The organism is Streptomyces boninensis (genome assembly GCF_048572725.1).
GTDB lineage: Bacteria > Actinomycetota > Actinomycetes > Streptomycetales > Streptomycetaceae > Streptomyces > Streptomyces boninensis.
Genome location: NZ_CP183837.1, coordinates 4677451 through 4704121, shown reverse-complemented (window position 1 = coordinate 4704121; position 26671 = coordinate 4677451). Strand labels below are relative to the sequence as shown.

The following is a 26671-nucleotide window of genomic DNA, read 5'->3' as shown; positions in this document are numbered from 1 at the left end:
TTGTGACCGGTCGGTCACATCATGCCGTGCCGCTGCCTGACTTGTTGCCGCGGGTGTGTGTTTCCACCCACCTGCGGTGCTCTTCGGCCTTCGCCTCGTAGATGGCGATCATGCGCTGGTGGTACTCGAGCTTGTCCTGCTCGTACATGTCGGGGATCCCGTCCCCGTCGTCGTCGCGGTTCTCCTCGGCGCTGATCCGCTTGTGTACGTGGTCGCGCCACTTCAGCAGCACGCAGGCGACGAGGGCGGCGCAGAGGGAGCCGATGAGCACGGCGGCCTTGGCCTCCTCGGTCAGCACGGGGTCGCTGCTGAAGGCCAGCTCGCTGATGAGCAGCGAGACGGTGAAGCCGATGCCGGCCAGTGAGGCGACGGCGAGGACGTCCGGCCACTCCAGGTCCTTGTTGAGCTCGGCCTTGGTGAAGCGGGCGGCGAGCCAGGCGCCGCCCGCGATGCCGACGATCTTGCCGAGGAAGAGGCCGAGGACGACGCCGAGCGGCTCCGGGCGGGTGAAGACGTCGGCGACGGCGCCGCCGGAGACGCTCACCCCCGCCGCGAAGAACGCGAAGGCGGGCACCGCCAGGCCTGCCGAGAGCGGCCGCACCTGGTGCTCGATGTGCTCGCCGGGGGAGTGCTCCTCGCCGGGGCGGGTGGTCACCCGCAGCATCAGGCCCATGGCGACGCCGGCGACGGTGGCGTGCACGCCGGACTCGTGCATCAGCGCCCAGATGACGACGGCCAGGGGGACGTAGATGTACCAGCCGCGTACGCCCTTGTGGTGCAGGAACCAGAAGACGACCAGGCCGAGCAGGGACAGCGCGAGGGCGCCGAAGTTGATGGTGGAGGTGTAGAAGACCGCGATGATCAGGATCGCGAAGAGGTCGTCGACGACGGCGAGGGTGAGGAGGAAGGCGCGCAGCGCGGACGGCAGCGAGCTGCCGATGACGGCGAGGACGGCGAGCGCGAAGGCGATGTCGGTGGCGGTGGGGATCGCCCAGCCCTTGAGGTTGCCGCCGGCGGAGGCGTTGACGATGACGTAGACGATCGCCGGGCACGCCATGCCGCAGATCGCGGCGACGACCGGGAGGGCGGCGGCCTTGGGGTCGCGCAGCTCGCCGGTGACCAGCTCACGCTTGAGCTCGACGCCGGCGACGAAGAAGAAGATGGCCAGCAGGCCGTCCTTGGCCCAGGTGGCCAGGGAGAGGTCGAGGTGCAGCGCCCCCGGGCCGATCTTGAAGTCCCTGGCGCTCTCGTACCAGCTCTGGGCGCCGGTGTTGGCGAGGATCAGAGCGACCACGGCGGCAAGGAGCAGCAGCACGCCGCCGACCGTTTCGGCACGGAGCGCGTCGGCTATGTACCGGCGCTCCTTCAGCGGCTGCGGTCCGAGAAATCCGGGCTGCTGCTCATGCGGCGGGGTCACAGGCTGGCCTCCAGGGCGCGATCGGCTGACGGCCGCACGCAATGCGTGCGTCTGTTGCCGACCAGACTTCCCGGCGCACCTATGGAGTACTGACTCCGTCTTTACGGATTCCGTACACCCTACAGGTCGCTCCGGTTGATCTTGCTGGCACCCACATTACGGACAGAAGGGGCACCCCCGCAGCGCGGGGGCGCCCCTTCAGGTGGTCCCGGAGACCTGAGCCGCTCAGTCCTCGGACGCGCCCGGCAGCTTGGCCTGGATCAGGTCCATGACCGTGGAGTCGGCGAGCGTCGTGACGTCACCCACCTGGCGGTTCTCCGCCACGTCCCGCAGCAGCCGCCGCATGATCTTGCCGGAGCGGGTCTTCGGCAGCTCCGCCACCGGCAGGATCCGCTTCGGCTTGGCGATCGGCCCGAGCGCCTTGGCCACGTGGTTACGGAGCTCCTCGACCAGACCGTCGTCTTCCGCCGCCCCGCCCCGCAGGATCACAAAGGCGCAGATCGCCTGCGTGGTCTGCGGGTCGGTGGCGCCGACGACCGCGGCCTCGGCGACCTTCGGGTGCGAGACCAGGGCGGACTCGACCTCGGTGGTCGAGATGTTGTGCCCCGACACGAGCATCACGTCGTCGACCCGGCCCAGCAGCCAGATGTCGCCGTCGTCGTCCTTCTTGGCGCCGTCACCCGCGAAGTACTTGCCCTCGAAGCGGGACCAGTACGTGTCCTTGTACCGCTGGTCGTCGCCCCAGATGGTGCGCAGCATCGACGGCCACGGCTCGGTCAGCACCAGATAACCGCCGCCGCCGTCCGGCACCTCCTGCGCCTCGTCGTCCACGACCGTGGCCGAGATGCCCGGCAGCGGGATCTGCGCCGAGCCCGGCTTGGTCTCCGTGACCCCGGGGAGCGGGCTGATCATGATGCCGCCGGTCTCGGTCTGCCACCACGTGTCGACGATGGGGGTGGTGTCCGCGCCGATGTGCTTCCGATACCACATCCAGGCCTCGGGGTTGATCGGCTCGCCCACCGAGCCGAGCACCCGCAGCGAGGACAGGTCGAACTTCGCCGGGATGTCGTCGCCCCACTTCATGCAGGCGCGGATCGCGGTCGGCGCGGTGTAGAAGATCGTCACGCCGTACTTCTGGATGACCTCCCACCACCGCCCCTGGTGCGGGGTGTCGGGCGTGCCCTCGTACAGCACCTGGGTCGCGCCATTGGAGAGCGGCCCGTACACGATGTACGAGTGGCCGGTCACCCAGCCGACGTCGGCCGTGCACCAGAAGACATCCGTCTCCGGCTTGAGGTCGAAGACGGCATGATGCGTGTACGACACCTGGGTCAGATAGCCGCCCGAGGTGTGCAGGATCCCCTTCGGCTTACCGGTGGTGCCCGACGTGTAGAGGATGAAGAGCGGGTGCTCGGCCTCATGCGCCTGCGGGGTGTGCGTCTCCGGCTGGCGGTCGACGACGTCGTGCCACCACACGTCGCGGCCCTCGGTCCATGCCACGTCCTGGCCCGTACGCCGCACGACCAGCACATTGCGCACGCTGTCCACCCGCGCCACCGCGTCGTCCACCGCGGGCTTCAGCGCACTCGGCTTGCCCCGCCGATAGCCGCCGTCGGAGGTGATGACCACCTTCGCGTCGGCGTCCTGGATGCGGGTGGCGAGGGCGTCGGCGGAGAAGCCGCCGAAGACCACCGAGTGCGGCGCGCCCAGCCGGGCGCAGGCCAGCATGGCGATCACGGTCTCCGGGATCATCGGCATGTAGATGGCGACCCGGTCGCCCTTCGCGACGCCCAGCTCGGTCAGCGCATTGGCCGCCTTGGAGACCTCGCGCTGCAGCTCGGCATAGGTGATCGAGCGGCTGTCGCCCGGCTCGCCCTCGAAGTGGATGGCGACGCGGTCGCCGAGGCCGGCCTCGACATGACGGTCGACGCAGTTGTACGCGACATTCAGCTCGCCGTCCTTGAACCACTTCGCGAACGGCGGGTTCGTCCAGTCCAGCGTTTCGGTGGGCTCCTTGGCCCAGCTGAGCCTCCGGGCCTGCGCCGCCCAGAAGCCCAGCCTGTCCGCCTTGGCCTGCTCGTACGCCGCCGCCGTCACGTTCGCATGGGCGGCGAGCTCGGCGGGCGGCGCGAACCGGCGCTCCTCCTTGAGCAGGTTGGCCAGGCTCTCGTTGCTCACGACATCTCCCAATCCAAGAGTGTCCGATGTGTCCCAGGGGCTAGCTCATCAGTCCCCGCGACCTGTGACAAGGGCCTGTGGAAAAAGTGGTTTAGACCTGTGCGGGCGCGCCGGGCCCCACGGCCGTGAAGTCACCGCCGTGACCGCTCAGCACATACGCCTGGGCCTCCCCCACATGGAAGTACATCCCGTGCAGGCTCAGCGAGCCCTCGTTCACCCGCCGCGCCACGCACTCGTGCGCCAGCAGGTGGTTCAGCTGCTGCGCCACGTTGGCGAGGCTCAGCAGCTCGGCGTCGTCCGCGTGCGTCCGCCCGGCGATCTTCGGCCCGGTCCGCCGTACGAGCTCCAGGCTCGGAGCACCGTGCCGCAGCCACCGTTGCAGCGGGGTTGCGGCGGGGCCCGCCAGCGCGGCCGGCTCGGAGTCGAGCAGCGCCTGCATCGCCCCACAGCCCGAGTGCCCGCATACGGTGATCGACTCAACTCGCAGCACCTCCACCGCGTACTCGATCGCCGCCGCCACCGAGTCGTCCGTGACCTCCCCGCCCGGGATGGGCACGAGATTGCCGACATTGCGGACGGTGAAGAGATCGCCGGGACCGCTGGACGTGATCATGCTGGTGACCAGCCGCGAGTCCGAGCAGGTCAGGAAGAGCTGGGTGGGCCGCTGCCCCTCCCTGGCGAGCCGGGCCAGCTCGTCCCGTACCAGCGGGGCGGTGGCGCGCTGGAAATTGCTGACGCCGCTGAGCAGCTGCTGCGTGGCCACAGGGGTGACGGCCGTCGGCTCGATCCCGTTGACGCACGCGTGGTTGTGCCACGGCGTCCACGGGCGGCAGTGGTGCGCGATGTCCGGCTCCGCGATCCGGCGGCCCAGCGACGAGGTCAGCCGGGCGCTGCCGCCGTGCCTGCCGTGCGCGGCCCGCCACTCCTTCAGCGTCTCGTACGCCGCGTGGTCCATGAACGAGCCGTCCAGCTCCACCACGGCGTCGGACCCCTGCGGCACCTGCGCGAGCGCCCGGCTCAGCCGCGGCACCGCGAGGAAGGTGAGCTGCCCGCGCACCTTCACCCGGTAGGTCCCGTCCGGCTCCTCCTCCTGCGTGATCCGGGTCCGGGCCAGCCGGTGCAGCGCGACCCCGATCGCCACCGCGATGCCGAACCCAACCCCTTCCAGCACCCCGAACAGCACCACCCCGGCCAGCGTCACCACGTACACCAGGCCCTCCCGGTGCCGCAGCACCGACCGGATGTGCGCGATCTTCACCAGCTGCACGCCGATCACCATCACCAGCGCCGCCAGTGCGGCCAGCGGGATCAGCTCCAGCGCCCCGCCGAGCAGCGCGGCGGCCGCCAGCATCCAGACCCCGTGCAGGACCGCCGAGTTACGGGAGACCGCCCCCGCCGCGACATTCGCGCCGCTGCGCACCGCGACGCCGGTCACCGGCAGCCCGCCGAGCAGGCCGGAGACCAGGTTCGACGTGCCCTGCCCGCGCAGCTCCTTGTCGAGGTTCGCGCGCGGCAGCCGGTGCCCGTCGGGCCTGGTGGCGGACAGCTTGTCCACCGCGACCGCGGACAGCAGCGACTCGACGCTCGCCACCAGGGTGATGGTCAGTACGGCGGTGAGCAGGCCGAGCACCGGGCCGTGCGGCACCTCGGGCAGCGCGTGGCTGCGCCAGGAGGGGATGTCCACCTTGGCCAGTGGCAGTTGCATGACCCAGGCGGCAAGGGACGCGAGGACGATCGCCACCAGCGCGGCGGGCGCCTTCTTCAGCACCGCCGCCCGCCCGTGCAGCCGCGGCCAGAGCAGCAGCACCAGCACGACGATGCCGCTGACCGAGAGCGCCGCCGGGTGCAGGTTCGCGAGCTGCTCGGGCAGGGCGAGGACATTGTCGACGGCAGAGGACTGAGGGCTGCCGCCGAGCACGATGTGCAGCTGGGCGACGGCGATGGTGACGCCGATGCCGGCCAGCATGCCGTGCACGATCGAGGGGCTGACGGCGAGCGCGTTGCGGGCGACCTTCAGCGAGGCGAGTGCGAGCTGGGCGAGCCCGGCGGCGGCGGTGATGGCGCAGGTCGTACGCCATCCGTAGACCTGAATGATGTCGGCGACGACCACGGTCAGGCCCGCGGCCGGACCGCTTACCTGAAGCGGAGAGCCACCCAATAAGCCGCCGACGATCCCGCCGACGGCGGCCGCGACGAGGCCCGCCTGGAGCGGGGCGCCGGTGGCCAGGGCGATGCCGAGCGACAGCGGCAGGGCGATGAGAAAGACGGTGACCGACGCGGAGAGATCGGCGGCGGCGATACGACGTGGGGCAAAGGCGGCGAAACGGCGTCCTGCAGACAAGGTGGCGTCTCCTCAGTTCGGCCCTGGGCTGGGTGAGGCGGCGTCGTGTCATCACTGTGAGTGACGGTCCGATGACCCTCAAGACACGGTAAATGAATCGTAATGCTTGGCAAAGTTTTGGGAATGCGGGCTCCGCTGCCCGGCGCAACTCAACCCTCCATCGAGTGATTGGAGCTCGTTTATCAGAATTTCTGGTTATCCCTCTTTCGTGTGCGAAGCCGGACTCCTCGCGCTCCTTTGGGCCATTTGAGTCGAACGTAAAGCGCGCCGTCGAAGACGACGCCGGAAAGAGGGTGGACCTTGATGAACACATGGCGGGCGGCAGTCGGTATGTGCGTAGTGGCGGCATTCGGGGCCACCGCGGTCGGCTGCTCGGCGGGCACCGCCCCTGACGTGAAGCACCCGGACGGCGACGCCAAGGCGGGCGCCGCGGGCAAGAACCGGCCGATGAAGCTCATCGGCGACGGCTCGACCGCCTACACGGGCGTGCAGCCGCACCAGCCCAAGGTCACCAAGCTCAAGCCGGGGCAGCGGCCACCGCAGTTCGTCGTCTACTCCTGGGACGGCGCCGGCGAGGACGGCAATGGACTCTTCTCCCACTTCAGGAAGCTGGGCAAGGAGTACGACGCCTCCATGACGTACTTCCTCAGCGGCCTGTACGTGCTGCCCGAGGGCAAGCGCAGCAAGTACGCCCCGCCGGGGCATCCGCGCGGCTCCTCGGACATCGAGTTCATGAATGACCAGCACGTGAAGGATACCCTCGACCAGGTGCGCGGCGCCTGGCTGGACGGCAACGAGATCGGCACCCACTACAACGGCCACTTCTGCGGCCCGACCGGCGTCGGCAGCTGGACCAAGAAGGAGTGGCTCAGCGAGACGGCGCAGGCCAAGCAGTTCGTCAAGGAGTGGAAGACGAACACCGGCGACAAGAAGTCCGACCCGCTGCCCTTCGACTACGAGCGCGAACTCATCGGCGGCCGCACCCCCTGCCTCGAGGGCCAGAAGAACGCCATGAAGGCGGCCAAGCAGCTCGGCTTCCGCTACGACTCGTCCGGCGTCAACAGCCAGGTCTGGCCGCGCAAGCGGCACGGCATCTGGGATCTGTCGCTGCAGAACCTGCCGTTCCCCGGGCGCGCCTTCGAAGTGCTCAGCATGGACTACAACTACATGGCCAACCAGTCGGGCACCTCGAACTCCCCGGGCGACCAGCACGAGGTCTTCGAGGACCAGATGCGGGAAAGCCTGCTGGCCGGCTTCCGGCGCGCGTACGACGGCAACCGGGCGCCGCTCATCATCGGCAACCACTTCGAGCAGTGGAACGGCGGCGCCTACATGCGGGCCGTCGAGGACTCCATCAAGGAGATCTGCCCGCAGAAGCAGGTCCGCTGCGTGTCCTTCCGGCAGCTCGTGGACTGGCTGGACGCCCAGGACCCGAAGACCCTGAAGAAGCTGCGCAAGCTCGACGTGGGCGAGAAGCCGGCGACCAGCTGGAACACGTATCTGACGTCGCCGCTCAAGGAGCCCAGGTCCTCGAAGTCCTCGAAGACGGACGCCAAGCCGGGCCGGCCTGCGGACAAGGCCAACCGCCGGCACGAGCACGCCGACCAGGAGGTGGGCAAGAACGGCGACGCACGGGACGCCGAACTCCCGCGCTCCGACGTACAGGCGAAGGCGCCGGTGGCCATGACGGCCGCGGCACACTCCTCCGCCTGGACGCACGACCAGGCGCTCAAGCAGGCTGCGCGCTGACTTCTTGCAACGTGAAGCCGGGGTCGATCTGGGAGACCAGGTCGGCCCCGGTCTTCGCATTGCCCCAACTCTCCGCGTTCTTGCGGTGGAAGTGCACCATCTGGCGCGTGTAGCGCTCCCAGTCGCGGTGGTCGTACGCGGCGTCGAGGACCTGCCGCATCGCCTCCAGGGCCGCGCGGTTGGCCGGCTCCAGCGACGCAAAGGGCGGCGGGGCGCCCTTCTCCAGGGCGCGCACCCAGTCGGAGTGGCCGACGGTGGTCAGCAGGTCGTCGCCGACCGCGGCGCGCAGGAAGCCGAGGTCGTCGGGGCCCTGCACCTTATTGCCGATCACGTGCAGCTTGATGTCGTAGTCACGGGCGTAGTTCTTGTACTGCCGGTAGACCGCGATGCCCTTGCGGGTGGGCTCGGCGACCAGGAAGGTCACGTCGAAGCGGGTGAACATCCCGGAGGCGAAGGAGTCGCTGCCGGCCGTCATGTCGACCACCGCGTACTCGTCGCGGCCGTCCACGAGGTGGTTCAGCAGCAGCTCCACCGCGCCGGTCTTGGAGTGATAGCACGCGACGCCCAGATCCGCCTCCGTGAACGGGCCCGTCACCATCAGCCGCGCCGAGGTGTCGGACCCGAGGTCTACGCTGCGGGCACAGGAGTCATAGACGCGATTGTCCTCCGCGATCCGCACCAGCCGGGAGCCGGCGCCGGGCGGCGTTGTCTTGATCATCTCCTCCGCGGACGGGATCCGCGGGTTCGTCCCCCGCAGATAGTCCTTGATCATCGGCAGCCTGGCGCCCATGGCGGGCAGCTCGGCGGCCACGTCCTCGTCGAGGCCGAGGGCGGCGCCGAGGTGCTGGTTGATGTCGGCGTCGATGGCCAGGACGGGGCGTCCGGTGGCGGCGAGATGGCGGATGAACAGGGAGGACAGCGTGGTCTTCCCGCTGCCGCCCTTCCCTACGAAAGCGATCTTCATGTTCACGAAGGGTAGTCGAGCGGTAGCGGTGCGTGCCCCACCCTGTGGATAACTTGACCGCTTTCGGGTTGCGTAGGCTCGTACGCATGAGTAACAGCACCGACCCTCTGGTCGCCCTTGCCGAGCTCGACGGTGTCCCCGACGCGGTCGCCGCCATGCGCAAGGCGGTGGACCGGGTCTACGGGCACCGGGTCATGCGGCGGCGCAGCGAGGCGGTCTCCGCCGAGGCCGCGCTGCGCGGCGCCCGCGGCTCCGCGGCGCTGGCCGGGGCGGACTGGGCGCTGGAGGAGCTGCGCCGGCGCAGCGACTTCGGCGGCGCGGGCGAGCCCCGTACGGTCGGCGCCGCGCTGCGGGTGAACGCGGAGGCCGGGCAGCTGCTCAGCGTCTGGCGGCAGTCGCCGCTGCGGGTGCTGGCGCGGCTGCACGTGGTCGCGGCCGGGGAGAACGACGAGCGGGTCGGGCGGCCGCGGCTGGCCGGGGAGCCGGTCGACGAGCCAGGGATCGCGCTGCCGCTGCCCGACGCGGACGAGATGGCGGGGCGGCTGGACGCGCTCGCCGGGCTCGTACTCGCGGAGAGCAGTGCGCCGGCGCTGGTGACAGCCGCCGTGGTGCACGGCGAGCTGCTGGCGCTGCGGCCGTTCGGCTCGTACAACGGCCTGGTGGCGCGGGCGGCGGAGCGGATCGTGCTGCTGGGCGGCGGGGTGGATCCGAAGGCGGTGTGCCCTGGTGAGGCCGGGCACGGTGAGCTCGGGGCGCGGGCCTACGGGGAGGCGCTGGCGGGGTATGCGACCGGGACGCCCGAGGGGGTCGCCGCGTGGATCGTGCACTGCGGGCGGGCCGTGGAGCTGGGGGCGCGGGAGTCGATGGCGGTGTGCGAGGCGCTGCAGCGCGGGGCCGCGTAAGCCTGGACCCTCTTGGAAAGGGTTGCGGCGGTACCCGGAGGCACCGCCGCTGTCATGTCCATCGGGGTACCAAGCGTGCCATCTATTACGCCCATCAGGTGGGAACTTCGTCCTGACCTGGTGCGGCAGGTCCCTAATCGAGGGATCAGCGTCGCGTGGGTTCCCGATTTTCATGTGTCGGTCCGTGTGGCCGTCTGACGGGAGATCCTTGCGGATGCCCTCCGGTCTCGCGGGCCGTAAATCCTTTGTACTCCTGTCCGGTGGGAAGCGGAACCCCGGAGCGCAGATCTTTACTTTCACGTGCAAATACGTATGAAACGGGCGGGGTGGCGGAACGTCTGGGGCGGCTGGGTCTGTGCAGGTCAGACGGTGCGCACTCGCCTCCGCTGCGCGTACCAGACAACGCCCGCGGCGGTGGCGGCGGCGACTCCCGCGGCGGCCGCCACGAGCACCGGGCGCGGCGGCATCGTCAGCGCGAACTGCGGCACCCGCTGCTTGAGCCGGACCGGGCGGGAGAAGGGCAGCACCGGCCAGTCGCGGGCGGCGGCCTCGCGGCGCAGGCCCTTGTCCGGGTTGACCGCGTGCGGGTGGCCGACTGCCTCCAGCATGGGGACGTCGGTGATCGAGTCGCTGTAGGCGTAGGACCTGGCCAGGTCATAGCCCTCGGCCTTGGCGAGCTCGCGGACCGCGTCGGCCTTGGCGGGGCCGTAGGCGTAATAGTCGATATCGCCCGTGTAGCGGCCGTCCTCGATCACCATGCGGGTGGCGATGCAGCGGTCCGCGCCCAGCAACTCGGCGATGGGTTCTACGACTTCCGCGCCCGAGGTGGACACGATGACGACGTCGCGGCCCGCGAGGTGGTGCTCCTCGATGAGGGAGGCGGCCTCGTCGTAGATGATCGGGTCGATCAGCTCGTGCAGGGTCTCGGCGACGAGCTCCTTGACCTGGGCGACGTCCCAGCCGCGGCACAGCGCGGAGAGGTACTCGCGCATGCGCTCCGTCTGTTCGTGGTCGGCGCCGCCGATGAGGTAGACGAACTGGGAGTAGGCGGTGCGCAGTACGGCCCGCCGGTTGATCAGCCCGCCGCGGTAGAACGACTTGCTGAAGGTCAGCGTGGACGACTTCGCAATGACCGTCTTGTCCAGGTCGAAGAAGGCGGCTGTCCGAGGCCCCGCAACTGGGAAGGAGTGGTTTTCCACGAGTGCGAGCATAGGGCGCCCACCAATTGGCGTACGCTGTGGCGCGTGGGTTTGCCTGAGAAGGCTCTCGGGTACACCATGGAAGTCACGGATCGTTCGCGACCGTGCTAACCCGGTCCGGCTCCTCCCCCCCCGAGTCGGCCGTGGGGACGACCCCCGCTCTCCCCCCCGGCGGGGGTCGTCGCATGTCCGGATGCATTCGTTTCGTTGTAGCACTGCGCATCGGACCCCACGTGCGCCGTATCGCCCCTTGCGCGGGCTTCTCGCGACCGTCGGCGCCTTCCTCGATGAGTCAGACGTGTCACCGTCCGTAATCGTTGCGCCGGAAGCCGGAACTCACTCGTGTGGGTGGCGGAGTTTTTCACAACTGACAAGTTCTCCACAGATTTGGGCCAAGATCCGCAGAATTTCCAGGATCCCTGGAGCGTGATTCCCGCCGCGTCACACCGCGGCACACCGAACGCCGGTGCCGGACGGCACGGGAGTGGCGTGCGAACGGGGAGGGATCACTGTGAGCGGATCGAGTACGGCCGCCGGGACCGCGGACGGAGGCGGGGGCGCGGCGTCGGTGGGGCCCGGCGAGCGGCTGCCGCTGATCGTCACCGAGGACGAGGGGCTGCTGGACGACCTGCTGCGGCTGTGCGCCGCGGCCGGCACCCGCGCGGAGGTCGCGCAGCGAGCGGTGCCCGGCGACTGGACGGCGGCGCCGCTGGTGCTGGTCGGCGACGACTGCGCGGGGCGGCTGCTGGAGGCGCCGCGGCGCGGCGGCGTGCTGCTCATCGGCGGGGATCTGGATGACGCGGCGGTGTGGCAGCGGGCGCTGACGCTCGGTGCGGAGCATGTGCTGTTCCTGCCCGACGCGGAGTCCTGGCTGGTGGACCGGATCGCCGACGCGGTGGAGGGTGCGGGCGCACAGGCGCTGACGGTGGGGGTGATCGGTGGCTGCGGCGGCGCCGGGGCGTCCACCCTGGCCTGCGCCCTGGCGGTGACCGCGGCGCGAACGGGGCGGCGGACCATGCTGGTTGACGGCGATCCGCTCGGCGGCGGCATCGATGTGCTGCTGGGCGGGGAGCGGGCCGGCGGGCTGCGCTGGCCGGCGTTCGCCGAGTCGCGGGGGCGGATCGGCGGCGGCGCCCTGGAGGAGGCGCTGCCGGAGCTCCATGAGCTGCGGGTGCTGAGCTGGGACCGGGGCGACGCGGTGGCGGTGCGGCCCGAGGCGATGCGGTCGGTGCTGGCCGCGGCGCGGCGCCGGGGCGGGGTGGTGGTCGTCGACCTGCCGCGGCGAGTGGACGAGACGGTGGTGGAGGCCCTCGCGCAGGTGGATGTGGGGCTGCTGGTGGTCCCGGCCCAGCTGCGGGCGGTTGCCGCCGCGCGGCGGGTGGCCGGAGCGGTGGGGATGGTGCTGGGCGATCTGCGGGTGGTGGTGCGCGGCCCCGGGGTGTCGGGCCTTGCGGACGAGGAGATCGCCGGCCTGCTGGGGTTGCCGCTCACCGGCGAACTCCTGGCGGAGCCCGGTCTGTTGCAGGAGCAGGACGCCGGCGTGCCGCCGGGCAGCAGGGCCGCGGGGCCGCTGGCGCGCTTCTGCGACGCCTTCTGGGCCCGGGCACTGCCGCCCGCGCCCGCAGGCGGCGGAGGTGTGGCCGCATGAAGGGCCCGGAGCTGCTGGAGGCGGTGCGGCTGCGGCTGGCCGAGAGCGGCGCGGAGCCGACCCCGGCGCGGGTGGCGGCGGCGCTGCGCGAGGAGGGGCGGCTGCTCGGGGACGCCGAAGTGCTGGGCGTGGTGGGCTCATTGCGCTCGGAGATGGTCGGCACGGGCCCGCTGGAGCCGCTGCTGGCGGAGCCGGAGGTCACGGATGTCCTGGTGACGGGCCCCGACGAGGTCTGGGTGGACAGGGGCCGGGGCGTAGAACGCACCGACATCCGCTTCCCGGACGCGGCCGCGATCCGCCGCCTGGCGCAGCGGCTCGCGGCAGTGGCGGGGCGCCGCCTGGACGACGCCCGCCCCTGGGTGGACGCGCGGCTCCCCGACGGCACGCGGCTGCACGCCGTGCTGCCCCCGGTCGCGGTCCGCTCGGCCTGCCTGTCGCTGCGGGTGGTGCGCCCGCGCGCCTTCAGCCTCGCGGAGCTGGCCGCGGCGGGCACGGTGCCGCCCGGCGGCGAGACGCTGCTGCGGCGCCTGGTGGCCGCCCGGCTCTCCTTCCTGATCAGCGGCGGCACGGGCACCGGCAAGACCACGCTGCTCAGCGCCCTCCTGAGCCTCGTCCCCGCGGACGAACGCATCGTGCTGGCCGAGGAATCCGCAGAGCTCCGCCCCGCCCACCCGCATGTCGTCGGCCTTGAGACGCGCCCCGCGAACCAGGAGGGCATCGGCCTGGTCACCCTCCAGGACCTGGTCAGACAGGCCCTGCGAATGCGCCCAGACCGCCTGGTGGTGGGAGAGGTCCGCGGCCCCGAGGTGCTGGACCTGCTGGCCGCCCTCAACACAGGCCATGAAGGCGGCTGCGGCACGGTCCACGCCAATGCCGCGGCGGACGTCCCGGCCCGGCTGGAGGCTCTGGGCGCGGTGGCAGGGCTCGGCCGGGCGGCGCTGCACAGCCAGTTGGCGGCGGCGCTGTCCGTGGTGCTGCATCTCGTACGGGACCGGGCCGGCCGGCGGCGGATCGCGGAGGTGCGGGTGCTCGACCGGACGGCGTCGGGGCTGGTGACGACGGAGCCGGCGGCGGTGTGGGGGCGCGGGGGCTGGGAGGCGGCGGCCGGGTGGGAGCGGCTGGGGGCGCTGTGTGCGCGGGATGGCGGGGTGGGGTCGTGAGGGGGCAGATGTCGGGAGCGTTGGCGGCCGGGGCGCCGTCGTGGCCTGCCGTTGGCGCTGTGGTGGCTCGGCTGCCGTCCTGGCCAGTCGCCGGGGTGGTGGCGTGCGCGCTGGCGGCGAGCTGGTTCGGCTGGCTCGGCTGGCGGGAGGGGCCGGCGGTGCGCAGGTGCCGGGAGATGTTCGGCGATGCCCGGGCGGCGGGTGCGGGGACGCCTGTCGCATGGGTGCTGCGTTGGGCGGGTGCGCTGCGGCGGCGGCCGGAGCTGTGGTGCCTGCCGGGTGGAGTGCTGCTGGGGCTGGCCGCCGATTCCTTGCTGCCGGTGATCGCGGCGGGGCCGGCGGCTTGGCTCGTAGGACGCCGGATCCGTGCGCGCCGCAGTGCGGCCGAGGAGGACCGGCGGGCGGCGGCGGTGATCGACCTGTGTGGGGCGGTGGTGGGCGGGCTGCGGGCCGGGCGGCAGCCGGGGGCGGCGTTGGTGGCGGCGGTGCGTGGAGATGTGGCCGGGGGTGGGCTTCGGACCGAGGTGCTGGCGGCGGCGCGTTTCGGGGGTGATGTGCCGGCGGCGTTGCGGCGGGCGGCTGCGGTGCCGGGTGCGGGCGGGCTGCGTGGCGTAGCGGCGTGCTGGCAGGTCGCGACCGACGGTGGTGCCGGACTGGCCGACGGGCTCGAGCGGGTGGCGGGGGCGCTGCGGGCCGAGCGGCGGCAACGGGATGAGTTGCGCGCGCAGTTAGCCGGACCGAGGTCTACGGCGGTGCTGCTGGCGCTGCTGCCGGTCTTCGGGCTGGTGCTGGGGAGCGCGATGGGCGCGGCGCCGCTGCGGGTGCTGCTGCATACGCCGTACGGGCTCGGGTGCCTCGCGGTGGGCGGGGCGCTGGAGTGGGCGGGGCTGGCGTGGACGGGGCGGATTGTGCGGGGTGGTGACCGCGATGTGGGGCGGGGGTGAGGGCGTGGTTGGAGTCGGGGGCATGGCCGGGGTTCAGGGCATGGCGGGAGTTCAGGGCATGGTCGGGGTAGAGGGCGTGGTCGGGGGCGGGATGGCGAGCGTGATCGCGAGTGTGGGATCGGGGGTCGGCGCGGCCGGAGCTTCGGTCGCGGGTGTCATGCCCGCCGCGATCAGTGTCCACAGCCTGTGGATGGCGATCACGTGCGCGGCGGCGGCGTACTGCACCGCGGACGCGGTGGCGGCTGCGTGGCGGGCGCGGCGGCTGCGGCGGAGGGCGGCGGTGCTGCTGGGCACGGCGGACGGGCCTGCTGGTGCGGCGGGCGAAGGGCGCGCGGGGCTGCGGGCGGCGAGCGGGCGGCTGGGGTTGCTGCGGCGGTGGCTCGGGGAGCCCGTGCGGTGGGCCCCGTATGTCTCGGGGGTTGCGGTGCTCATCCTGGCGGGTGGAGTCGCCGGTTGCGTGGCGGGACTCGCCGTGGCGTACGGAATACGGCGGTGGCTGCGGCGGCAGTTGGTGGCGGGAGCCGGGGGTGCGGGAGGAGCCGGTGGCGGTCGGGGCCGGGCCGGGGGAGCCGGGGCGGTCGGGGAGGGCGTCGCGGGCGGCCCGGTCTCGGGCGGAGTTGTGGTGGCGGAGTTGCCGTTGGCTGCGGAGTTGCTTGGGGCCTGTTTGGCGGCGGGGGCCGGGCCGCTGGAGGCCGCGGCTGCTGTGGGACGAAGCCTCGACGGTCCAGTGGCGGAGCGGCTGGCGCAGGGCGCCGGTGAGGTGCGGCTCGGGGGTGATCCCCGGGCGGCGTGGTCGCGGCTGGCGGCGATACCCGGGGCGGAGGGGCTCGCCGCGTGTCTGGAGCACGCGGGGGTCACCGGAGCACCGGTCGTGGACGCGGTCTCCCGCCTGGCCGCGGACGCCCGCGCCGAGCGGGGCCGGGCCGCCACCGCGCGGGCCCGGCGGGCGGCGGTGCTGGTGAGCGGGCCGTTGGGGCTGTGCTTTCTGCCGGCGTTCCTGGCGGTCGGGGTGGCGCCGGTGGTGATCGGGCTGACGGCGCGGTTGTTGCAGAGCACGTGAGTTGAGGATCGAGAGGGGATGCGAGATGTCGTTCAACGGGGGTGCGGGGGCCCGCGGAGCTGGCTGCGGCCGCGGATGGCGAGGGCTGGTGGCGAGAGCCACCGCGCTGGTGGGCGGGCGGACGTGCGTGCGTGGCGGGGACGCGGGGATGACCACGTCCGAGTACGCCGTCGGCACGATCGCGGCGGTGGGCTTCGCCGCCGTCTTGTACAAGGTGGTGACGTCCGGGGCGGTGAGTTCGGCGCTGCAGGGGATCGTGGAACGGGCGCTCCATGTCCCGTTCTGAGGTGGGGCAAGGCGAGTCCCGGCCGGACGCCGGGTTCGTGACGGCGGAGGCGGCGGTCGCGATTCCTGCGCTGGTGTTGGTCGCCATGGGGTTGCTGTGGGGGTTGGTGGCGGCCTGTGCGCAGATTCAATGTGTGGACGCCGCGCGGGCGGGTGCGCGGGCCGCCGCGCGGTCGGAGTCCGCCGGGGCGTCGACGGCTGCGGCGCGGGCGGCGGCGCCGCAGGGAGCGCGGGTGGAGCTGAGCCGGGAGGGCGAGCTGGTCCGGGTACGGGTGGCGGCCGCGGCGCCGGGGCCGTGGGGTCTCGGGCTGCGGCTGCGAGGGGAGGCGGTGGCTCTTGCGGAAGACACGGTGGGCTGACGGTGCCGCCTTGCGGCAGAGGGGCGTTGGCGGGACGGATCGGGGCTCCGCCACGGTGTGGACGGCGGTGGTGTGTGCTGCCCTGTGCGCGGTGTTTCTGGTGCTGCTCGGGGTGGGGCAGGCGGTGCTGGCGCGGCATCGGGCCGGGGCGGCAGCCGACTTGGCGGCGCTGGCAGCAGCGGACACCGCCCTGCGCGGCCCCGAGGCGGCGTGCACCGCGGCCAGGAGGGTGGCCGCCGCCCAGGGAGCCACGCTGGTGCGATGCGCCCTGACGGGCGAGGTGTCCGATGTGAGTGCCGCAGCACGAGCCGGCCCCTTCGAGCCGCAGGTCCGGTCCCGCGCGGGGCCCGCCAACGTCCAGCCAACCGGTCCGCGCTCGCCGCTGCCCTCACGGCAGCAGCGTGTCCAGCAGTCGCAAGGCGCCCGTCTTGCTCAAGGGGTCGTTGCCGTTGCCGCACTTCGGGGACTGGACGCAGGACGGGCAGCCTGAGTCGCATTCGCAGGCGCGGATGGCGTCGCGGGTGGCGCGGAGCCAGTCCCCGGCCACGTCGAAGGCGCGCTCCGCGAAGCCCGCGCCGCCGGCGTGGCCGTCGTAGACGAAAACCGTAGGAAGGAGGGTGTCGCCGTGGTGTGGCACCGAGACGCCGCCGACGTCCCAGCGGTCGCAGGTGGCGAAGAGCGGGAGCATGCCGATCGAGGCGTGTTCCGCGGCGTGCAGGGCGCCGGCCAGTTCCTCCTGCGGTATGCCCGCCGCGTCCAGTTGATCTTCCGTCACCGTCCACCACACGCCCCGGGTGCGCAGCGTGCGCGGCGGCAGGTCGAGCTTGGTCTCGCCCAGGATCTCGCCGGAGATCAGGCGGCGTTTCAGGTACGAGACGACCTGGTTGGTGACTTCCAGCGAGCCGAAGTGCAGCCGGGTGTCACCCCAGGCCATCTCGCGCTCGGTCTCCAGCACGGCCACGGACGTCGTGTCGCGGGCCGTCGTCGAGTACGGCGGGTCCGCGCGCTCGACGAGCGCCGCGTGGTCCTCCAGGTCCAGTTCGCGCACGCGGTAGGTGCGGCCCTGGTGCAGGTGCACCGCGCCCTCGTGCACGGTCGTGTGCGCCGAGGCCGCGTCCACCGTGCCCAGCAGCCGCCCCGTCTCCGCCTCCACCACATCGACCGGGCGGCCCCCGCCGCCGCGGATATCGGCGAGGTCCGCCGCGCGCTCCCGCCGGGTCCAGTGCCAGCCCGTGCTGCGCCGGCGCAGCATGCCGCGCCGCTCCAGTGCCGGGAGCAGTTCGGGGGCGGACGGGCCGAAGAGCGGCAAGTCCTCCTCCCGCAGGGGTATTTCCGCCGCGGCGGCGCACAGGTGCGGAGCGAGGACGTACGGGTTGTCCGGGTCCAGGACCGTCGACTCCACCGGCCGCCGGAAGATCGCCTCCGGGTGATGGACGAGGTACGTGTCCAGCGGATCGTCGCGGGCCACCAGCACCGCCACCGCCCCCTGCTGATCCCGGCCCGCCCGCCCGGCCTGCTGCCACAGCGACGCCCGGGTGCCCGGGTAGCCCGCGATCAGCACCGCGTCCAGGCCGGAGACGTCCACGCCCAGCTCCAGCGCCGTCGTCGCCGACAGGCCGAGCAGCTCGCCGGAGTGCAGGGCGCCCTCCAGCAGCCGCCGCTCCTCCGCGAGGTAGCCGCCGCGGTACGCCGCCACCCTCCCGGGAAGCGAGCGATCGACCTCTTCCAGGCGCTCCTGCGCGATCTTCGCGATCAGCTCCGCGCCGCGCCGGGACCGTACGAAGGCCACCGTCCTGACCCCGTCCACGGCCAGGTCCGTCAGCAGATCCGCCGTCTCCGCCACCGCCGTGCGCCGCACCGGCGCGCCGCGCTCGCCGTGCAGCTCCGTCAGCGGTGGCTCCCACAGCGCGAAGGCCAGCTCGCCCCGCGGCGAGCAGTCCTCCGTGATCTCGGCGACCTCCACCCCGGTCAGCCGCCCGGCGGCCTCCCCGGGCGCGGAAGCCGTCGCCGACGCCAGCAGGAAAACCGGCGAGGAGCCGTACTTCGCGCACAGCCGCCGCAGCCGCCGCACCACCTGCGCCACATGCGAGCCGAAGACCCCGCGATAGGTGTGGCACTCGTCGATGACCACGTACCGGAGCGTGCGCAGGAAGGACGACCAGCGCGGGTGGGCCGGGAGCAGGCCGCGGTGCAGCATGTCGGGGTTGGTCAGCACGACGTTCGCGTACAGCCGGACCCACTCGCGCTCCTCCACCGGCGTGTCGCCGTCGAAGACCGCGGCGCGCACCGACTTGCCCAGCGGCGCCGCCAGCTCCTTCACCGCCCGCAGCTGGTCCGCCGCGAGGGCCTTCGTGGGGGATACGTACAGGGCCGTGGCCCCCCGGCCGTTCGGCGCCTCGGAGCCCTCCAGCGCCGCGCTGAGCACCGGCGCCAGATAGGCCAGGGACTTCCCGGAGGCGGTGCCCGTGGACAGCACCACGGACTCGCCGGCGAGCGCCCGCTCGGCCGTACGGGCCTGGTGGGTCCACGGCGCCGCGATGCCCGCCGCCTCGATCGCGCCGACCACCTCGGGACGGATCCCTACCGGCCAGTCGGCATGGCTGCCGGTGCGCGGGGGCAAGTGCTCCGTATGAGTGATGCGCTTTGCGCGGTCCGCCCGGGCGGCGAGCCGCTCCAGGACCGTACGGGGGTCCCTGTGTCTGTCCATCGGCACCGAGTCTGTCACCGGAGTGACGGACAATGGCGTGAAGGCGTCGTGCTCGCCTGCCGGTAAGTGATTGAATGCCCTCGCGGATGCCGGTGAACTCCCCTGTCCCAGCGGCGGGGGCCCTGGATAGGCAGCCGCCCGCTGCAAGGTGCTGGAGGACCCGTGGATCTGTCCCTGTCGACTCGCAATGTGTCCGGCCCGTCAGGCGACCGCACGGTCGTCGAGGTCGGCGGCGAGATTGATGTGTACACCGCTCCCAAGCTGCGCGAGCAGCTGGTGGAGCTTGTCAACGACGGCAGTTACCACCTCGTGGTCGACATGGAGGGCGTCGACTTCCTCGACTCCACCGGCCTCGGGGTGCTCGTCGGCGGGCTGAAGCGGGTGCGCGCCCACGAGGGCTCGCTCCGCCTGGTCTGCAATCAGGAGCGCATTCTCAAGATCTTCCGGATTACCGGCCTGACCAAGGTGTTCCCGATTCACACCTCGGTCGAAGAGGCCGTCGCCGCCGAGGACTGAGAAGGCGGCGACAGCCGCACAGGACAGCGTCGGAGCGTGCCGGGCCTGCTGTGAAAGCAAGGGCCCGGCGCTCCCGACCGCCTGGCCTCGCCGCGCACCCGCCGAAATGGCCCGGTAGCGGCGGCCGGGCAGGCATGGACCCGAGGGGGATGGCATGGCCACCGTCGAATTGCGCTTCAGCGCCCTTCCCGAGCATGTGCGCACCGCGCGTCTGGTCGCGGCCGCCGTCGCCCGCCGGGCCGGCGTCGATGAGGCGGTGCTCGATGAGGTGCGCCTCGCCGTCGGCGAGGCCTGCTCGCGCGCCGTGGGGCTGCACCGCGCCGCCGGCATCGACTCCCCCGTGCGTGTGGTGCTGAACGAAGAGGAGAAGAAGTTCTCCATCGAGGTCGGCGACGAGGCACCCGAGACCCCGGCCGCCGGCGGCGTGCCCACGGCCCGTACCGGCGCCACGGCCCACCCCGACCCCGAGCGGCTGCCCGAAGAGCCCTCCGGCGAGGACGAGATGGGGCTCGCGGTGATCAGCGGGCTGGTCGATGACGTCGAGGTGACCAGCGACGATCAGGGTGGCGTGATCAGGATGAGCTGGCCCACCAATCCGGATATCGCGAGTTCTTGATCAATTCCCGCAAGTCCCCGGTAAGCCTCTGACGAGCCCCTTCCGAGATCATTTTCTGCTGACTCGTAGATCATTTCCGGTCATCACCGGTAGCTCGTTCGAGGGAATTGTGCTCGGCCTCCAGCCGCTCTGAAGACGGCGTAGTCCGAATTCCGCTTCACGCGCACTGTTTTGATCTAGTTCTCCTCCCTACAATCCGTCCACATCTTGCAGCTCAGGACGCCTGAGCGCTGCGGCCGCCCACCCCAGGTCAGAGCCGGGGATTGCCGCGCGCCCATGTGCCGTACGTCAAGGAGGACGAATGGCGGGGCTTTTCACCCCACTGCAACAGGACCTTCCCCTAGCCGCTGACCCGTCGCTGACCAGCGGCAACAGAGGGCTTGTGGTCGTCGTGGCCGTCGTGGCCCTGGCCGCGCTCGCACTTGCGGTGGTCCTGGTACGTCAAGTTCTCGCCGCGAGCGAGGGCACCGACAGCATGAAGAAGATCGCCGCTGCGGTGCAGGAAGGCGCGAACGCCTATCTGGCACGGCAGTTGCGGACCCTCGGCGTCTTCGCCGTGGCCGTCTTCTTCCTGCTCTTCCTGTTGCCCGCCGACGACTGGTCGGAGCGCATCGGGCGTTCGCTGTTCTTCCTGGTGGGCGCGGTCTTCTCGGCCGCCACCGGGTATATCGGCATGTGGCTCGCGGTGCGCAGCAATGTGCGCGTGGCCGCCGCCGCCCGGGAGGCGACTCCCGGCGAGGGCGAGTCCGCGAAGGACCTCACCGAGGTCTCGCACAAGGCGATGAAGATCGCGTTCCGTACGGGCGGCGTCGTCGGCATGTTCACCGTCGGCCTCGGCCTGTTCGGCGCCGCGGTGGTCGTGCTCGTGTACGCGGCCGACGCGCCCAAGGTGCTCGAGGGCTTCGGCCTCGGCGCCGCGCTGATCGCGATGTTCATGCGTGTCGGCGGCGGCATCTTCACCAAGGCCGCGGACGTCGGCGCCGACCTCGTAGGCAAGGTCGAGCAGGGCATCCCCGAGGACGACCCGCGCAATGCCGCGACCATCGCGGACAACGTCGGCGACAACGTCGGTGACTGCGCCGGCATGGCGGCCGACCTGTTCGAGTCGTACGCGGTGACCCTCGTCGCCGCGCTCATCCTCGGCAAGGTCGCCTTCGGCGACGCCGGGCTGGCCTTCCCGCTGATCGTTCCGGCGATCGGCGTCATCACTGCGATGGTCGGCATCTTCGCGGTCGCGCCGCGGCGGTCCGACCGGAGCGGGATGACGGCGATCAACCGCGGGTTCCTCATCTCCGCGGTGATCTCGCTGGTGCTGGTGGGCATCGCGGTCTTCACGTATCTGCCGTCGTCCTACAGCGACTTGGACGGCGTCGGCGACGCGATCGCCGGCCACGACGGCAACCCGCAGCTGCTCGCGCTCGTCGCCGTCGCCATCGGCATCGTGCTGGCGGCGCTCATCCAGCAGCTGACGGGCTACTTCACCGAGACCAACCGGCGCCCGGTCCGCGACATCGGCAAGACGTCGCTGACGGGCCCGGCCACGGTGGTCCTCTCCGGCATCTCCATCGGCCTGGAGTCCGCCGTCTACACGGCGCTGCTCATCGGCCTCGGCGTGTACGGCGCGTTCCTGCTCGGCGGTACGTCGATCATGCTGGCGCTCTTCGCGGTGGCCCTGGCCGGCACCGGCCTGCTGACCACCGTCGGCGTCATCGTCGCGATGGACACCTTCGGCCCGGTCTCCGACAACGCCCAGGGCATCGCCGAGATGTCCGGCGACGTCGAGGGCGAGGGCGCCCAGGTCCTCACCGACCTGGACGCGGTGGGCAACACCACCAAGGCCATCACCAAGGGCATCGCCATCGCCACGGCCGTGCTGGCCGCGGCGGCGCTCTTCGGCTCGTACCGCGATGCGATCGATACCGCGGCCACGAAGGCGGGCGAGGTGTTCGGCGAGAAGGACGGACCCATGGGGCTCGCGCTGGACATCTCCCAGCCGAACAACATGGTCGGCCTGATCCTCGGCGCGGCGGTCGTGTTCCTCTTCTCCGGGCTCGCGATCAACGCGGTCTCACGGTCGGCGGGCGCGGTCGTCTTCGAGGTCCGGCGGCAGTTCCGCGAGAAGCCCGGGATCATGGACTACACGGAGCAGCCGGAGTACGGCAAGGTCGTCGACATCTGCACGAAGGACGCGCTGCGCGAGCTGCGCACGCCCGGCCTGCTGGCTGTCATGGCACCGATCGCGGTCGGCTTCTCGCTCGGCGTGGGGGCGCTCGGTTCGTTCCTCGCCGGCGCGATCGGCTGCGGCACGCTGATGGCCGTCTTCCTGGCCAACTCGGGCGGCGCCTGGGACAACGCCAAGAAGCTCGTCGAGGACGGCCACCACGGCGGCAAGGGCAGCGAGGCCCACGCCGCGACGGTGATCGGCGACACGGTCGGCGACCCCTTCAAGGACACCGCAGGCCCGGCGATCAACCCGCTGCTCAAGGTGATGAACCTGGTGGCGCTGCTGATCGCGCCCGCGGTGGTGCAGTTCTCGTACGGGCCTGACGAGAGCGTCGGGGTGCGGGTCGCGATCGCCGCGGTGGCGATCGCGGTCGTCGTCGGCGCTGTGTACATGTCCAAGCGGCGCGGGATCGCCGTTTCCGACGAGGGAGAGGAGACCCCGGGTCGGGCTGCCACGTCCAAGACAGCCGACCCGGCTGTAAGCGCCGCCAACGGCTGAGTGACCCGATAACGGATCCGGGTGATCCGTAACACCCCGCGATGCCCCTTTTGCGCTGCAGGTTGGTGCGAAAGGGGCATCGTGCCGTGTGCGAGCTGCGGAATTCGTCATAAGAGGCGATGTCCGGTGTATCTTCCGGGGCTGATGAGCCATGGAAAGGACGCCCCGGTGCCGATCGGTAGATGTTTCAGCAAGAAGCTTTCCGCCCCGCTGGCCGCGGGAGCGGTCGTGGTCCTCGCGCTGACCGGCTGCGGCAAGGACAACGGCGACGACGCCAAGGCCAAGGACTGGGCCGGCACGGTCTGCGACAAGGTCCAGCCGCAGCTCAAGGCGATCCAGTCCGCCAACGCGGACATCACCAAGGCCGCGGAGGAGAAGGACCCGGCGAAGGTCCAGTCCGCCTACAAGACCTCCTTCGACAAGATCGCCAAGGCCTACGCGGCCATGGGCGACGCGGTCGAGGGGGCAGGCGCCCCGCCCATCGACGACGGCAAGAACACCCAGACCGGGGCGGTGAAGGAGCTCCGCGACACGGCGAAGGCGTACAACGCCGTCAAGACCACCGTCGAGAAGCTCGACACGAGCGACCAGGGCGACTTCGGCGAGGGCCTGAAGGACGTCGCGGGCGAGCTCGAGAAGCTCAACAAGACGGGCGACCACGCGCTGGGCAAGCTGCAGTCCGGGCGGCTCGGCCAGGCGATGTCGGAGCAGGCCGGGTGCCAGAAGCCGGAGTCCGTGCCTTCTAAGGCGGCGTAGACCGCTTCGGGCGGGGCGGCCCGTCACAATGGCGGCGTGAGTACGAACAGCGACGCCGCCGCCACCCCGCCCGTCCCCCTTCCCGCCCCCGAGCGGTGCGCCGCGCTGCGGGATGCGTTTCTTGCGCAGGGGTTCACCGCCGATGGGGTTCTGGAACTTCTCGGTGGCCCTGCCTACGCGGCGCTCGGCCGCGGCGAGACGGTGCCCGCGGAGCGCGCGACCCGGGAGCCGGGGCCGTTGGCCGCGCTCGTACGGCTCTTTCTGCTGCAGGGAGCCGTGCCACGGAGCGCCGTCGCGGACGTGCTGCCCGTCGAGGAGTGCCTGGCGGACGGATGGCTGCGCGCGGAGGGCGATCTCGTACGGGCCGCTGTGGATGTGCGGCCGTACGGCGGGCCAGACGGGCAGGACTGGTTTGTCGTATCCGACCTCGGGTGTGCGGTGGGGGGTGCCGCGGGGGCTCGGGGCGGGCCCGATGTTGTGCTCGGGGTCGGTGGGGCGTCCATGACGCTTGCCGGGATCACCGTGCGGGACAAGGGTGTGCGGGTGCTGGATCTGGGGGCCGGGTCCGGGATTCAGGCGTTGCACGCGGGGGTGCATGCTTCGTCGGTTACGGCCACGGACCTCAACCCGCGGGCGCTTGCCGCGACGCGGCTGACGCTTGGGCTGTCGGGGGCTGCGGAGGCGGAGCTGCACGAGGGGTCGCTCTTCGAGCCGGTGGCCGGGGAGAGCTTTGATCTCGTCGTTTCCAATCCACCCTTTGTGATCTCGCCCAGTCGACGGCTCACGTATCGGGATGGCGGGATGCGGGGGGACGAGCTGTGCCGGTCGTTGGTCGAGCAGGCGGGGGCGTACCTCTCTGAGGGCGGCTATTGCCAGCTGCTCGCCAATTGGGAGCACACCGGCGAGGGCGACTGGCGCGAGCGCGTCGCGCGGTGGGTGCCCGCCGGATGCGATGCGTGGATCGTGCAGCGGGAGGTGCAGGACGTCGCGGAGTACGCGGAGCTGTGGCTGCGGGATGCGGGGGATCGGCCGGGGGCCGACGCGTATGCGGAGCGGTACGACGCGTGGCTGGAGGAGTTCGCGTCGCGGGGAACGCGGGCCGTCGGGTTCGGGTGGATCACGTTGCGGAAGTCCGCGGCGGCGGTGGCCGGTGGTGCGTCGCTGACCGTGGAGGAGTGGCCGCATGCGGTCGAGCAGCCGCTGGGGGACGAGGTGCGGGGGCATTTCGCGCGGCAGGACTTCCTGCGGGGAGTGAGGGATGACTCGCTGCTGGCCACCAAGTTCGTGATGGCCGGGGACGTGGTGCAGGAGCAGGTGGGGAGGCCCGGCGAGGAGGACCCGGAACATGTCGTGTTGCGGCGCGGGCGAGGCATGCGCCGCGCCCTGCGGGCCGACACCGTCGGCGCCGGCTTCGTCGGCGCCTGTGACGGGTCGTTGAGTGCGGGGCGGATTCTCGATGCGATCGCCCAACTGGTGGGCGAGGACTCGGGTGCGCTGCGGGAGGCTACGCCCCGGGTGATCCGGGAGATGGTGGCCGAGGGGTTTCTCGAGCCGGTCGCGGCGGCTGAGCGTGGGGCGTCGATGAGGGCGCCTTCCCGGCGGCCGTAGCAACCCTCTCCCGCGCATCGCGGCTTGCCGATGGGCGTACGAGAAGAAGCACGGCCACTCCCGCCGCCAGGGCCACGGAGCCTGCCACCACATTGGCCGTATTCAGGCCCGCCGCGAAGGCGGACCGGAGGACCGGCTCCGGCAGGTGCAGGCCGGCTGCCCCGCCACCCGCCAGGGCGTGGGACGCCGCGTCCGGGTCGGGGGCCTTGCCCGTCAGGGCCGATGCCATCCGGTTCGTGGTCAGCGTGCCGAAGATCGCCACGCCGAAGGCATATCCCAGCTGACGGAAGGTGTTCACCGCTCCTGAGGCCATGCCGGCCTGTTGCGGGGGGACTGCTGCCAGGGCGGCACCGGCCACCGAGGGGTTGACCATTCCTACGCCTATGCCGGTGAGGATCAGGCCGGTCGTCAGGGCGGGCCACCCCGATGTGCCGGACAGGGTTGCCTGGGCCAGGGCGCCTGTGCCGATCAGCAGGAGGCCGCCGCCGATGACCCAGCGCTGGGGAAGCCGGTCCAGGGCCCGGGAGCCGGCGGCCGCGGTCACGAAGGCCGCGGCAGCCAGGGGGATCAGCACCAGGCCGCCGCGTACGGGGCTCAGGCCGAGAAGGGTCTGCAGCCAGATCGAGGTGTACGGGAGGACGCCGAAGGCCGCGGCATTGAGGGCCAGAGCGCCGAGCATGAAGCCCACGAAGGCAGGGCGACGGAAGAGGGCCAGGTCCAGCATGGGATGGGGCGCGCGGCGCTCGATCAGGATGAAGGCGAGCAGCGCAGCCGCCGCCAGCACGGCAGCCGTCCGCGGCTCCGCCGAGGTCCAGCCCAGGGCGCCGGCGCGCAGCACCGCATACGCCGTCGCCGAGGCGAAGACCGCGAAGGTGGCCGTGCCCGGCCAGTCGATGCGGCGGCCGGTGCCCTTGTTCTCGCGGACTGCCAGCAGGGTCAGGGCTATTGCCGCCGCGCTCAGGGGGAGGTTGACGTAGAAGATCCAGCGCCAGCCGATGCCCTGCGTCAGGAGGCCGCCGAGGATGGGGCCGAGGGCGGCCGCGGCGCCGCTTACCGCGCCCCAGGTGCCGAGGGCGATGGAGCGGTCGCGGCCGGAGTAGGTGGCGCCGAGGAGGGAGAGGGTCGTCGCGAACATCGCGCCGGCGCCGATGCCCTGGATGCCTCGGGCCGCCACCAGCATGGCGGGATTCGTGGCCAGGCCGCAGGCGAGTGAGGCGAGGGAGAAGAGGGCGGTGCCGAGGAGGTACATCTTGCGGCGGCCGACCACGTCGGCCATGGCGCCCGCGCCCATGAGGACCGCGGCCAGGGCCAGGGCGTAGATGTCGATGACCCACTGGAGGTCCGAGAGCGAGGCGCCCAGGGCGTGGCCCATGTCCGGCAGGGCGACCACGACGATCGTGATGTCCAGCAGGAGCATGAAGGTTCCGAGACAGACCGCGAGCAGCGGTCGCCATTTGGTCATGGTGGTTTCCCTTCGGGAGTTGGTTCGCTCCGAAGGCTGCGCGCGGGGTGGTGGATACTCGTACGCAGAAGACAGTTA

General features: G+C 71.7%; 21 protein-coding genes. 14 read left to right on the top strand and 7 right to left on the bottom strand.

Features of this window, described 5'->3' with window-relative positions:
- Positions 1-19: 19 nt before the first annotated feature.
- From nhaA to ACNNMR_RS21305, 3 genes are all read right to left on the bottom strand, one after another.
- Positions 20-1417: a Na+/H+ antiporter NhaA gene (gene nhaA, locus ACNNMR_RS21315; RefSeq protein ID WP_419996251.1), complete on the bottom strand. Its 1398-nt coding sequence runs from the start codon at positions 1415-1417 to the stop codon at positions 20-22.
- Between the two features lie 225 nt (positions 1418-1642).
- Positions 1643-3595: an acetate--CoA ligase gene (gene acs / locus ACNNMR_RS21310; protein WP_419996250.1), complete on the bottom strand. Its 1953-nt coding sequence runs from the start codon at positions 3593-3595 to the stop codon at positions 1643-1645.
- A 91-nt stretch (positions 3596-3686) separates the two neighbouring features.
- Complete coding sequence (locus tag ACNNMR_RS21305; protein WP_419996249.1) at positions 3687-5936, bottom strand: solute carrier family 23 protein; 2250 nt, start codon at positions 5934-5936, stop codon at positions 3687-3689.
- 300 nt (positions 5937-6236) lie between these two features.
- Here ACNNMR_RS21305 and ACNNMR_RS21300 point away from each other — a divergent pair, with 300 nt between their 5' ends.
- Entirely contained in the window at positions 6237-7685 is a 1449-nt protein-coding gene (locus tag ACNNMR_RS21300) for a hypothetical protein (protein ID WP_419996248.1), read from the top strand.
- Here the strand turns inward: ACNNMR_RS21300 and ACNNMR_RS21295 are convergent.
- Positions 7666-8649 (bottom strand): ATP-binding protein, encoded by a 984-nt coding sequence (locus tag ACNNMR_RS21295; protein ID WP_419996247.1) that lies wholly within the window; start codon positions 8647-8649, stop codon positions 7666-7668. The genes ACNNMR_RS21300 and ACNNMR_RS21295 overlap by 20 nt on opposite strands.
- Before the next feature lie 86 nt (positions 8650-8735).
- On the opposite strand from ACNNMR_RS21295, the gene ACNNMR_RS21290 reads away from it, so the two are divergent.
- A complete protein-coding gene (locus ACNNMR_RS21290; RefSeq protein ID WP_419996246.1) occupies positions 8736-9551 on the top strand; it encodes an oxidoreductase in 816 nt (271 codons plus the stop codon).
- 362 nt (positions 9552-9913) lie between these two features.
- Here ACNNMR_RS21290 and ACNNMR_RS21285 read toward each other — a convergent pair whose 3' ends face one another.
- Positions 9914-10762, bottom strand: coding sequence for an HAD family hydrolase (locus tag ACNNMR_RS21285; RefSeq protein WP_419996245.1), 849 nt, complete (start codon positions 10760-10762; stop codon positions 9914-9916).
- Positions 10763-11318: 556 nt separating this feature from the next.
- On the opposite strand from ACNNMR_RS21285, the gene ssd reads away from it, so the two are divergent.
- From ssd to ACNNMR_RS21250, 7 genes are all read left to right on the top strand, one after another.
- On the top strand, positions 11319-12398 hold the full coding sequence (gene ssd / locus ACNNMR_RS21280; RefSeq protein ID WP_420000430.1) for a septum site-determining protein Ssd: 1080 nt from the start codon (positions 11319-11321) through the stop codon (positions 12396-12398).
- On the top strand, positions 12395-13558 hold the full coding sequence (locus ACNNMR_RS21275; RefSeq protein ID WP_419996244.1) for a TadA family conjugal transfer-associated ATPase: 1164 nt from the start codon (positions 12395-12397) through the stop codon (positions 13556-13558). Before ssd ends, ACNNMR_RS21275 begins: the two co-directional genes overlap by 4 nt.
- Positions 13559-13617: 59 nt before the next feature.
- Positions 13618-14502, top strand: coding sequence for a type II secretion system F family protein (locus ACNNMR_RS21270; protein WP_419996243.1), 885 nt, complete (start codon positions 13618-13620; stop codon positions 14500-14502).
- 190 nt (positions 14503-14692) lie between these two features.
- A complete protein-coding gene (locus tag ACNNMR_RS21265; protein WP_420000429.1) occupies positions 14693-15562 on the top strand; it encodes a type II secretion system F family protein in 870 nt (289 codons plus the stop codon).
- Positions 15563-15587: 25 nt separating this feature from the next.
- Complete coding sequence (locus ACNNMR_RS21260; protein WP_419996242.1) at positions 15588-15848, top strand: DUF4244 domain-containing protein; 261 nt, start codon at positions 15588-15590, stop codon at positions 15846-15848.
- Complete coding sequence (locus ACNNMR_RS21255) at positions 15835-16206, top strand: TadE family type IV pilus minor pilin (protein WP_419996241.1); 372 nt, start codon at positions 15835-15837, stop codon at positions 16204-16206. The genes ACNNMR_RS21260 and ACNNMR_RS21255 overlap by 14 nt, the downstream gene beginning before the upstream one ends.
- On the top strand, positions 16184-16696 hold the full coding sequence (locus tag ACNNMR_RS21250; protein WP_419996240.1) for an Rv3654c family TadE-like protein: 513 nt from the start codon (positions 16184-16186) through the stop codon (positions 16694-16696). The genes ACNNMR_RS21255 and ACNNMR_RS21250 overlap by 23 nt, the downstream gene beginning before the upstream one ends.
- Here ACNNMR_RS21250 and ACNNMR_RS21245 read toward each other — a convergent pair.
- On the bottom strand, positions 16595-18913 hold the full coding sequence (locus ACNNMR_RS21245) for a DEAD/DEAH box helicase (RefSeq protein WP_419996239.1): 2319 nt from the start codon (positions 18911-18913) through the stop codon (positions 16595-16597). The two genes, ACNNMR_RS21250 and ACNNMR_RS21245, sit on opposite strands and share 102 nt — an antisense overlap.
- 162 nt (positions 18914-19075) lie before the next feature.
- Here ACNNMR_RS21245 and bldG point away from each other — a divergent pair, with 162 nt between their 5' ends.
- The 5 genes from bldG to ACNNMR_RS21220 all read left to right on the top strand — a co-directional run bounded on the left by bldG (position 19076) and on the right by ACNNMR_RS21220 (position 25131).
- On the top strand, positions 19076-19429 hold the full coding sequence (gene bldG, locus ACNNMR_RS21240) for an anti-sigma factor antagonist BldG (RefSeq protein ID WP_165243852.1): 354 nt from the start codon (positions 19076-19078) through the stop codon (positions 19427-19429).
- A 154-nt stretch (positions 19430-19583) separates the two neighbouring features.
- On the top strand, positions 19584-20045 hold the full coding sequence (locus ACNNMR_RS21235) for an ATP-binding protein (protein WP_419996238.1): 462 nt from the start codon (positions 19584-19586) through the stop codon (positions 20043-20045).
- Between the two features lie 301 nt (positions 20046-20346).
- Positions 20347-22767 (top strand): sodium-translocating pyrophosphatase, encoded by a 2421-nt coding sequence (locus tag ACNNMR_RS21230; protein WP_419996237.1) that lies wholly within the window; start codon positions 20347-20349, stop codon positions 22765-22767.
- A gap of 144 nt (positions 22768-22911) precedes the next feature.
- Positions 22912-23523 carry a small secreted protein gene (locus ACNNMR_RS21225; RefSeq protein WP_419996236.1) on the top strand — a complete coding sequence of 204 codons (612 nt, stop codon included), beginning with the start codon at positions 22912-22914 and terminating at the stop codon, positions 23521-23523.
- Between the two features lie 36 nt (positions 23524-23559).
- The gene (locus ACNNMR_RS21220) at positions 23560-25131 is read left to right on the top strand and encodes a DUF7059 domain-containing protein (protein ID WP_419996235.1); all 1572 of its coding nucleotides are present in this window, start codon (positions 23560-23562) and stop codon (positions 25129-25131) included.
- Here the strand turns inward: ACNNMR_RS21220 and ACNNMR_RS21215 are convergent.
- Positions 25028-26593, bottom strand: coding sequence for an MFS transporter (locus ACNNMR_RS21215; protein WP_419996234.1), 1566 nt, complete (start codon positions 26591-26593; stop codon positions 25028-25030). The two genes, ACNNMR_RS21220 and ACNNMR_RS21215, sit on opposite strands and share 104 nt — an antisense overlap.
- Positions 26594-26671 lie beyond the last annotated feature (78 nt).

What these genes read in the sequence shown, in the direction of transcription:
- ACNNMR_RS21245 (WP_419996239.1), bottom strand. Translation starts at nt 18,913, where the DNA reads ATGGACAGACACAGGGACCCCCGTACGGTCCTGGAGCGGCTCGCCGCC.
- ACNNMR_RS21215 (WP_419996234.1), bottom strand. Translation starts at nt 26,593, where the DNA reads ATGACCAAATGGCGACCGCTGCTCGCGGTCTGTCTCGGAACCTTCATG.
- ACNNMR_RS21255 (WP_419996241.1), top strand. Translation starts at nt 15,835, where the DNA reads ATGTCCCGTTCTGAGGTGGGGCAAGGCGAGTCCCGGCCGGACGCCGGG.
- ACNNMR_RS21275 (WP_419996244.1), top strand. Translation starts at nt 12,395, where the DNA reads ATGAAGGGCCCGGAGCTGCTGGAGGCGGTGCGGCTGCGGCTGGCCGAG.
- ACNNMR_RS21265 (WP_420000429.1), top strand. Translation starts at nt 14,693, where the DNA reads ATGGCGATCACGTGCGCGGCGGCGGCGTACTGCACCGCGGACGCGGTG.
- ACNNMR_RS21295 (WP_419996247.1), bottom strand. Translation starts at nt 8,649, where the DNA reads ATGAAGATCGCTTTCGTAGGGAAGGGCGGCAGCGGGAAGACCACGCTG.
- ACNNMR_RS21235 (WP_419996238.1), top strand. Translation starts at nt 19,584, where the DNA reads ATGGCCACCGTCGAATTGCGCTTCAGCGCCCTTCCCGAGCATGTGCGC.
- ACNNMR_RS21285 (WP_419996245.1), bottom strand. Translation starts at nt 10,762, where the DNA reads ATGCTCGCACTCGTGGAAAACCACTCCTTCCCAGTTGCGGGGCCTCGG.
- ACNNMR_RS21260 (WP_419996242.1), top strand. Translation starts at nt 15,588, where the DNA reads ATGTCGTTCAACGGGGGTGCGGGGGCCCGCGGAGCTGGCTGCGGCCGC.
- ACNNMR_RS21230 (WP_419996237.1), top strand. Translation starts at nt 20,347, where the DNA reads ATGGCGGGGCTTTTCACCCCACTGCAACAGGACCTTCCCCTAGCCGCT.
- ACNNMR_RS21290 (WP_419996246.1), top strand. Translation starts at nt 8,736, where the DNA reads ATGAGTAACAGCACCGACCCTCTGGTCGCCCTTGCCGAGCTCGACGGT.
- ACNNMR_RS21225 (WP_419996236.1), top strand. Translation starts at nt 22,912, where the DNA reads ATGAGCCATGGAAAGGACGCCCCGGTGCCGATCGGTAGATGTTTCAGC.